This is a genomic window from Novosphingobium sp. B-7, assembly GCF_000410615.1.
In the GTDB taxonomy this organism is placed as follows: Bacteria; Pseudomonadota; Alphaproteobacteria; order Sphingomonadales; family Sphingomonadaceae; genus Novosphingobium; species Novosphingobium capsulatum.
The window spans coordinates 264-1345 of record NZ_KE148438.1; the positions used below are offsets into that span (position 1 = coordinate 264).

General features: G+C 67.7%; 2 protein-coding genes. One reads left to right on the plus strand and one right to left on the minus strand.

The genetic code is table 11. The features are described 5' to 3' along the window. Window positions 1–9: 9 nt before the first annotated feature. Window positions 10–657 (minus strand): TIGR02281 family clan AA aspartic protease, encoded by a 648-nt coding sequence (locus H926_RS0119325; protein WP_022677761.1) that lies wholly within the window; start codon window positions 655–657, stop codon window positions 10–12. A gap of 192 nt (window positions 658–849) precedes the next feature. Between H926_RS0119325 and H926_RS29040 the strand changes: the two genes are divergently transcribed. Continuing rightward, on the plus strand, window positions 850–1082 hold a 233-nt coding region (locus H926_RS29040), incomplete at its 3' end, for a hypothetical protein (protein WP_043610507.1).

Consider the following 1082-nt stretch of genomic DNA (forward strand, 5'->3'; position numbering starts at 1 on the left):
TTGCCGGCGTTACACCGCCTGTGGGTGGCGCGGGGTAAGGATCAGCACGCCTTCTTCCACCCGCCAGCCTTTGAGGCGGTTCAGGAAATTCATGCCCAGCACGTTGAGACCGCCGGTCGTCTCGCTGACGATCACGTCCATGTCGCGCGCGACGATCGAGCCGAACTTGAGGGTTTCCAGCCGCGCGGTCTGTGCCTCCACATCGCCGTTGGCAGTGTGCATCACCACCGGCAGGCGCAGGGGATCGGCCGTAATGCCCGCCTCGCTGGCGCCTTCGGCCGACAGCGTGGTGATCGTGGCGCCGGTATCGACCATGAAGCGGGTGCGGGTGCCGTTGACGTTGGCCTCGATCCAGTAGTGCCCGTCAGCCGCCAGCGGCACGCGCACTTCGCCGCCCGAAACCTGCGCTTCGGGCAGGCCGATGCTGGGCATGAAATGGGCGAACGAGGGATCGAGGTGAACGAAGCGCAGGCACGCCACGGCAAACACGCCCAGCAGCACGAGATTGCCGAAAAAGCGCATGAGCCGCGCCAGGCCACCGCCACCCAACCCCGCCAGGGTGACCAGCACCATCGCCACCAGCGCTGCGGCAAGCAGCGGCGGCGGGCTGATAAGCCAGGGCGGCAGGGCGCCAAGCATGTGGCCGGGATCGATCATCACCCGCCTTTTGCCACGGCCAACCTTGCCCCAAGCTGAAAACGCATGCGCGCGGCCGCCATGCCGTAACGCTTGGGAAACCACGGTGATTTACGATAGAACCCAGGCTTGTCCCGGGGCGGGACAGGCAGCCCGGCGTGCTGGCCACGGTCAGCGCGAACGCTATTATCCGGGGCGAAAGGAAAATCTGGCATGGCTGGCAAGCCGGCGTGGTGGCGCAAAGCGCTGTGGCCGAACGGAAAAGACGGGTTGAAGACGAGGCAAGGCCGCCAGGCCGCGTGGCGCCGCCTGGCGGTGCTGGGCGCGGGCGCCTGTGCCACTGGCCTGGCCATGCTCCTGGCGTTTCATGTGGGCCAGGACCTGGCCCGCAGCCTGGCGGGCGGGGATGACGATGCGCCCCAGGCCCTGCCAACCGCGCTGGCCGA

Excerpts from the sequence above, each read along its gene's own strand:
- H926_RS0119325 (WP_022677761.1), bottom strand. The coding sequence starts at position 657 with ATGATCGATCCCGGCCACATGCTTGGCGCCCTGCCGCCCTGGCTTATC.